This window comes from Alistipes sp. ZOR0009 (assembly GCF_000798815.1).
In the GTDB taxonomy this organism is placed as follows: Bacteria; Bacteroidota; Bacteroidia; order Bacteroidales; family ZOR0009; genus Acetobacteroides.
Genome location: NZ_JTLD01000080.1, coordinates 1 through 8,526, shown reverse-complemented (window position 1 = coordinate 8,526; position 8,526 = coordinate 1). Strand labels below are relative to the sequence as shown.

Here is an 8,526-nt window from a genome sequence, read left to right as displayed (position 1 = left end):
TTTCCGCCATGTTTTTTGGTTACTTTTTTGCGCCAAAAAAGTAACGTAAAAGTTAATACCAGCATGAAGTCCGCCTGCTTTAGAATATGCATATGAATCCAAGGAAGCATTATAAGAAAAGAACCATCAGCAAAAAAATCGCACATCTCACATCTCATATCGCAAATCCCACTACTCATTACTCATATCTCACATCTCAAATCGCACTACTCATATCGCATATCGCAATACTCCTCCCTTTTATAAAAGCAAAAGGCCGCCTAGCTGGCGACCTTTATGCAGCTATATCTAATCCTCGAATTACCTGCCGGGAGTAAAGGTGATGCTACCAATGGAGATGCTTTCCTTATTATCCTTAAGCTGTACGGCAATGCTTTTTCGTACCTGCTTGGGCGTTCCGTAGCTGGTGTAAAGGGTAAGGTATATGGTAGCTGGACCAGTAAGACTTTGCCTTCCATCGGAGTAGTAGTTCGTGTAAACCTTATACTCGCCAGGGATAGCCTTCTTGATGATAAACTCCTCGGGACCATATCCACCCGTAAAGTCTGCCGATATTTTTCCTCCAGCCGCGGTACGCTTGTGGCTATACATGCATCGCTCCTTAGAGGGATCATCTACCCAAAGGTCGATATCGTTGTCGTTGGTGCTCCAGTCCATTACTATACGAACATCGTCGGGCATAGCCATTATGTACGAAGGCTCTACGTTGGAGATGTCGAGCTTTTTACGATGTACCCCAATCAGCGCGTTCATCTCGTTCAGAACAACCTCCTTAATGATGTCGAATCGCTTCCAGTTCTTACCCATTATATAGCAGTAGAGGTCGAGCGCCTTTTGGTATTGCCCGCTCAACTCGTAGGCAACGGCAAGGTCGCGGTACGATTGAGGCTCTTCGGGACGTAGCTTCTTTACCTCCTCGTAAATTAGAATGGCATCGGCGTAGTCGCCCTCCTGCACCAAGCGGTGGGCGGCAATCTTTAGCAGCTCCGGATTCTCGGCATCCATTTCGAGCAAGCTTAGCAGCACCCTAATACCGGTGGACTTCATCTCCTTTTTGAAGAAGAAGTCGGCAACCTCAATAAAGAAGGCTGGTCGATCTGTATTATTCTCCTTTAGCGCAAAGTAGGTGGAATCGAGCTTGTCGGCAGCCGTTTCGCGAAGCACGCGAAGGTAGGGAGCATCGGGCATCCAAGGCTGAAGCTCTATTGCTTTATCTTTCCCTTTTCCTCCACTTTTCACCTCCACAGCGCTACCAGTTGTATTCGATCTGCGCGGTATACCGTAGGCTGTTACAACAACTTCGCTGAGGTCCTCCCGCTTGCTTTCGGTGGCAACTTGCGTATTTACGACCACCCCGTCAACCCGTCCTTCAAGTGCGTTGGTAACCTGGTTGCTATTTTGAGTGTTTGGCTCCACCGCTTGAAATGCGGGCTCCTCCTCCTGCGCGATTTCCCTTTCCTCTACAAGCGATTCACTTAACATGGATTCCGACATCATCTCGTTGTCTCTCGTTACAACATCACGCCCTCCTCGTTTTCCCTTTCTGTGCTTCTTCTTAATGGGTTTTACCGCTGGTTTAGCATTATACCAATCGCTTAGCATTTCTACGTACTGCGCATTCTGGCTGATGATATTTTCCGATCCATCCGACGATGGTTTTGGGCGGTTAGCCATAAGCTGGTTGTACTCAGCACGAAGCTCAGCAGGTGGCTCAATGCCGTACTGTACGTAGTCGTTAACGTTTTCGAGCACCAAGAAGGAGGTGTTGCGGGTAACAATGCCAAACTTTTGTCCGAGCTCGGCAATCTCCTCCTTACTCTGCTCGTAGCGGGTATCCAGCTCGGCAATCTTCATCTTTGCCCAAAGGCGTACCACCGAGGCATCTTGGGGCGCATCCTTACCAATAACAAAGGTTTTCGACTGAGTTACCCCCTGCTTATTACCGTAATTTACGGTTAGCGTGGCCTTATCGCTAAGGAGTATGCCGCTTAGGCAGATGCTTCCGTTTATGGCCTTCGAGGTTGTTGGGTAAACATCCTGCATCTTGGTCTTATCGTAGGTGACGCCAACAAAGCGCTCGTTGTTGCTGAGCATGGGAAGAACAGCCGCTTCCACCTGCTGGTTTTGTAGGTTGATGGCCTCGCCGTTGGTTTTATTGGCAATATACCCTAGCATGCTGGTGTTGCAGCCTGCCGCCGATATAAAGGTGTAAACGGGAGCCGATGGCAGCTTAACCTCATCGGTTGAGATGGTATTTACCCCATCGGTAAAGAGCAGAATTTCGCTGGCCTTACTGCTGAAGCGAATATTGTCGAGACGCGTTGCCCCATCGTTCTTTACCGATTTCAGGTAGGCAATAAGGGAGGCCGCATTGTCGGTAACGGTAAACGTTTTTGGGGCTGCCACTTCGTGGTTAAAGGTGTATACCACCACCTGCTTGGCTCCTTTTAGCTTACTGAGGTAGAGCTCCAGCAGCTGCAGCTCCTTACCGATGGCGCGGCGATCTGCCGAAGAGGAGTTATCCCAGTACACGGCAATGGTAGCTGGCGTTGGCTTCACCTGCTGCGCCAGCGAAGGTGCCTGTGCGTACAGGTAGAAGAAGGTTTTACCCTCAAACTCGGTGGTATAAAGCTGCTCCTTCGACGTATTAAACTGCGGAATCGCGAAGCTTATCGCCTTTTCGGGCCTATAGCTGTCGCGCTTAAAGCTCAGGTTGTAGGTGTTCTCCTGGCTATCGAAGCTGATGGTCGAGAAGCCCCCATCCGTACTAGGCGTTTGGCTGGCGCTGCCTTTTACTACGGCAACATCAACGGTAAAGTGGCCAACGGTATCTATCCCCTCCAGCGGAAGCGAGTAGAGCAGCTTCCCATCCTTGGCGGTAAGCGTTTCGGTTATCCCGATGGCAACGGTGCGCTTGCCGCTAGGGGCAATGGGGTAAATTTTTGTTTTGAAGATATTCCCCTTGGTCTTTTGAACCAGCCCAGGATCTACGCCACGGCGTACAATAGCCTCGAAGGTTTGACGAGCCTTAATCTTTTCGACAGGCACCCCCTCGCGTAGCTTGCCGTTAACGTCCAGCGCGTAGCGGCAGATATCCTGATCGCCATTCAGCGGAAGCGATAGCTCCCCCTCTAGCACGCGCTTGGAGGTGTTGGTTACCGTCATCTCGAAGCTGGTGGTGGCAATGTTGCCCACCACCTTAACCTTTACGGAGAGATCGGTAATCTTGATGGGGTTTTCGGTGCTGCTGCCCGACCTAATGCTGATTTGAGCCGCAGCGCCATACCACCCAAAGATGGCCATGGCAAATAGTAGAAGTATCCTTACATTCATCCTAATAAAATTGTTTTTAACGGTTGGATGCAACCCGCATCAAAAGATTTTATTCATAGCTGCCTACGGCTGCTAGCCATGCGGGTTTCATGTAGCGTTGTCTGACGATTTATATCCAAATAGTATCTTCTACAAATATATTTTTATTATGCAACGAGCAATGCGCTTGTTCTATATTTTGGATGAAAATATTGATACTCGAAGACGAGAAATTCTACCCCAAACTTACCAACGACAAATTCCGAACGCTAGATGTTAGATGCAAGCTTAGGAGAAGAAATCACACACACCATAAAATGGCGAGTATATCTGTCGGGTTCTGGCCCCAAACTCCGACACTGCATACGTCACGATGACCGGGTACGAGCTTCAGGAGATAAAAAAGATGTACATTAACTCTAGGAATAGGATTGAACTGGTCGTAAGGCTAAAATCGCTGGCTGTATAGGCCATTGGAAGATTACCATATACTGCAAATAAATAACCATTTCTGTACTGTGAGGGGCTGGTTGTGCTTGTATCCATACAACGCAGAGACACGAAAAGCATCATTTAGAAAACTAAAAATTGGCTAAATGCCGCATAGCACACAGGATAGCAGACCTGCTGCTTTGCATTTCGTCTGTAATGTTAAAATTATTTTGCGCTTGGCATACAACAATAAGAAAAAGCGGTTAATTTAGAGCCATCTTATAAACGTAAAACTTTAGTGAACAAATATAGAGTTAATTTTTTCAGTTACATCCAGTACGGGCTGAAGATTATGAAAAGCCAAAGGGCTACTATTACTTCCCGATTTTGGATAATAATCGCAGATTCAGTTTCCAAAGGTCATACAAGCGGTTTACGGACTTTCGTACAACCAAATACTGCTAACAACAGACAAGCATAAACCACAACTGCCTATCAAGCATCTTTTTTATCATAAAACACTATTTATCAATACTTTATTTATACAAGTCGGAAGTAATTGCAGTTAGTTGATTATATAATAGATGTTGTAGGTAAGGCAAAAAGTTCTTAGAGTATGAAAATAAAATGTTCAAATAATTATAAAATGGGAAAAATTACATTGAAAACATTCATGATTAGTTGTGTGTGTTTTATCGCCCTATCATGTTCGAATAATCAAAACAAGGTTAACTTCGAACTAATTCCAGTAAAAACGGGAGAGAAGTGGGGATATGTTAACAAAAAAGGGGAATACAAAATTAACCCACAATTTAAAGACGCACAATTCTTTCGTGATGGCTTAGCAAAAGTTTTGTCAGTTGACGGTAAAGTAGGATACATTACTGAAGATGGAAAATATAAAATACCTGCAAAATTTAAGGAAGGAACTCCTTTTAAAGAAGGATTCGCATTTGTTGTTGTTGATGGAGGTTACCCAACTTGTATTAATAAATCGGGAGAAACAATATTTCAGTTAAAGCAGGCAAAATATGCTTTTGGGTTTTCAGAAGGTCTTGCAATGTTTCAAACCACTGATGACAAGTTTGGTTTTGTTGACGAATCAGGAAAAGTAGTAGTAAATCCGCAGTTTGAATTTACACGCCCTTTCAACGAAGGCTATGCAGCTGTATGTCAGAATAAAAAATGGGGATTTATCAACAAATCAGGGAAAATTGTGATCAATCCTCAATTTCAAGGAGTAATGGATTTTCATAATGGGAAAGCTTCTTTTTATAATGGCAAGCAATCTGGATTTATAGACGTAAAAGGAAACTATGTAATTAATCCACAATTTGATTATGCAATGTCAATTAGTGAAGGAATGGCCTCAATCTATTCAGGAAAACTATTCGGTTTTATTAGTGAGAATGGTAAGATAATTGTAAATCCACAATTTGAAGAGGCTTTTTCCTTTAAAAACAACCTAGCACTGATAAAACAAAATGATAAATATGGCTATATTAATAAAGAAGGAAAAATTGAAATCAATCCACAATTCGATGAAGCCACTATGTTCTTTGGAGATGTCGCCTATGTAAAAAATGCGGATAAGTGGGGTGTAATTGATAAAACGGGTAAATATCTCATTAATCCTCAATTCGATGAGATGAAGTCTTATTTATCTGATTATAATTTAGAAATGGTTTACAACTTTAACTTAGAACATCTACCTTCTGTAAAAACAGACTATTATAATGTAACTAGTTTTATTAAAAAATTCTTTGAACGAGCAACGAACAATGCATTTGACGGATTTAATGATTTTTCAACACTACAAAACATTGTAAATCACCCGCTTTACGGAAGCAGCCTGACAGATAATGGGGAATATGTAGCAGAATGCGATGAGATACATGAAATCACGGAAGAAATTTATATTAATAAAACCATATTCTTTTTTTCACAACCAATTTATACGCTGGTATCGGACAGCTGGTATAATACAACAAAACAATTTAATTTATCTGAAGAACTATCTGCAATTGAATATCAATTCTCTTTTACAGGTAATGCTATTGATAAAGGTGGAGCAATTGCTAATGGATTAAAAGATGAAATAGGGAAACGATATGGAATAAATTTTGAATGCAAAAAAGGAGATTATATTGGCTATCAAAAAAATGGAAAACTGAATTTTATAATTGTCAATAATGATTACTGGGTATCATTATATGTTGCTTTCTCTAAAGAGAATGTAGATAAATTATTACTCTCGAATGCAAGTTCTGATTCTATTGACAATACGACAGCTGTTCCATTATAATCAAAATAAGATAAACCTAGAAAGTAAATGTGATGAATAAAAGCATATTATTAGCCCTACTTGTATCAATTAACTTTTACTGTAACGCCCAAAGCATTAAAGCAGCGGCCGAACAGCAGAAGCGAAAACAACAATATAAAAAGGAGCTCAGAGATAATGAAATACGACAGGCAGTTCACAGACAAAAAGCACAGCTGAATTTAAACAACCTACTACAACTGTTACAATGTAAAGATTTAGATTATGTTGATAGGTTTCTATCTGAAAAAGGCTGGAAACTCCACTCTACGAACATAAATGAAACAAACGACAGTGATGAAGAAGTTTCTAAAGACTATAAAACGGTTACTTGGGCTTTGGATAAAGATGACTATAGCGGTTTAGCAAAAGGCTGGTTTTACTTTTACCTTTATTCAACCTATGATAATGCCATAACCTACGCAATTGCAGATGAAATACAACTAAATAAATTAAAATCAGAACTTACAAGCAACGGTTATAGGAAAATTCAGGCAACTGATGCTGTTTCTCGTGGGCTGGAGAGTATTTATAGGAATAATCTATATGAAGTCAATTTCAAGAAGGAATTGAAAGAGTCTAGTGAAAGTGGAGCTGATATACATTACAGCTTTTATATATACAATTATAAGCAGGTTGAAGAAAGAAAGGTAGAAGCAGAACTAATTGCACGAGAAGCCGAAGAAAAAGAAAAGAAATATCAAAATGCAATACAACGGGCAGAATCAGCTTATTATCAAAAACAATATTCTATTGCAAAACAAGCGTACAACGAAGCAATTACGATAAAACCTGAAAATGAAGAAATATTATCTAGTAAGATTGCCGAAGTTGATATAAGCATATTTTACCAAAATGCAAATGACTTTTTTAAGTCTAAGCAATTCCAAAAGGCAAAAGAAGAGTACGGGAAAGCTTTGTTAATTAATCAAAACACAAAAATTGATGAAATAAAATGTAAAATAAAGGAAATTGATGATTTCCTTGTATTTCTAAAAGAAAGAACATACAGAAAATATAATTATCAAGACATCGAAAGGGCAAATTACGCCATCTACAATCAAAGAATTGTAGATGAGCTAAAGATGTTTCTTCTGAACGAACAGAACATTCCGAAATCAGATGTAACAATCATTTGCGAGATAGATACTTTAGGTGTCAATACCACGAGGTTTGTTTCTTCATCGCAAGATGTAAACCTTATAAAGAAGTTAGATGAATTGAGTAAAAATCTGAAATTAAATCCTGTTTCTATCAATGGTTATTCTGCGAATGCTAAAGCTGAATTTATATATGGAATTGAAGCAAATCACGCAACAATAACGGTAAAAAAAAGACTCGATATAATTTCTTCTACAAATAGAGACTTTAAACTCTATAGTTTGAATATTAATAAAGAGCTAAGTAAAGCACCAATTGGTAATTACACTTTTAATTTAAATAAAGCGATCGTTAATAGTCAAGAGTATAATAACAATCAACTTGTAAAAGTGAATGGCAAAGGAGGCCCTTCAAATGCTTTATTATCAGTATTAGTCCCCGGTCTTGGAGTTCGTAATGTTACAGGAGGTGCTAAAAGTGGACTTTCGAGAACACTTTGGACCTATGGTTTGATTGGTGCTGGTATCGGTTGTAAATTATTTTCAAATAAAGAATACAATGCATACCATTCAGCCACGACACAAACTGAAATGGATAATCATTACAATTTAGCGAATGGATTTAATAATGCATTTTATACATGTATAAGTGCTGGTCTGGTAATTTGGATTTATGACATTGTTTGGGTTGCAAACAAAGGCGCAGCAAATAAAAAAGCGCAGAAAGCGTGGAAGCGAAATCATTTAGGGGTTTATTACAATCAAGAAATGAACGCAAGCGGTTTAAGTTACACAATCAATTTTTAAAGCAATGAGGAAGATTCTTTTTATAATCATAGCGGCTTTATGCTTGTCTTCTTGCTCGGGGATTGACAATATCGAATTCCTAAATCTCAAGCGCGACAATCCTTTAGATGGCAAAAACAATTCTGAACTTACAAATAGAATTGATTTAAAATTTGACAATTACACCGTTTATAAGGATAATAACAATGATGGAATTATAAACAAGGGGGAAACCGTAGAATTGAGAGTTTGTTTGAAAAACACAGGATCAAGAACTGCAAATGGTGTTAAAGCTACATTCTCAACAACAAGTGGGTATGTCTCAGGTTTTACACCAACTTCACAAGTCAATTACGCTGATATTCCTGCTAATAGTAAAAAGTGGGCTGATTTTGCCGGTGTTTCTAATGCTTCTGACTTTTATCTGAGCTATTATACTATCAAATTTACAGTTTCAAATACAACACCAGTAAATACAGTTATTCCAATTAATATTTGCATTACTGACGAAAATAGTAATACTTGGACAAGTAGCTTTGATGTAAAGGTTGAAAGTACAAATGCTCAAGTTTC

4 protein-coding genes are annotated in these 8,526 nt (G+C 39.9%); 3 read left to right on the top strand and 1 reads right to left on the bottom strand.

The features are described 5' to 3' along the window. Positions 1 to 300: 300 nt before the first annotated feature. The gene (locus L990_RS16290) at positions 301 to 3,333 is read right to left on the bottom strand and encodes a VIT domain-containing protein (protein WP_081981766.1); all 3,033 of its coding nucleotides are present in this window, start codon (positions 3,331 to 3,333) and stop codon (positions 301 to 303) included. Between the two features lie 1,057 nt (positions 3,334 to 4,390). Between L990_RS16290 and L990_RS19465 the strand changes: the two genes are divergently transcribed. From L990_RS19465 to L990_RS16275, 3 genes are all read left to right on the top strand, one after another. Further along, complete coding sequence (locus L990_RS19465; protein WP_197057315.1) at positions 4,391 to 6,049, top strand: WG repeat-containing protein; 1,659 nt, start codon at positions 4,391 to 4,393, stop codon at positions 6,047 to 6,049. Positions 6,050 to 6,081: 32 nt separating this feature from the next. After that, the gene (locus L990_RS16280; protein ID WP_047451635.1) at positions 6,082 to 7,974 is read left to right on the top strand and encodes a hypothetical protein; all 1,893 of its coding nucleotides are present in this window, start codon (positions 6,082 to 6,084) and stop codon (positions 7,972 to 7,974) included. Positions 7,975 to 7,978: 4 nt separating this feature from the next. Continuing rightward, the coding region (locus tag L990_RS16275) for a membrane lipoprotein lipid attachment site-containing protein (protein ID WP_047451633.1) at positions 7,979 to 8,526 on the top strand (548 nt) is incomplete at its 3' end.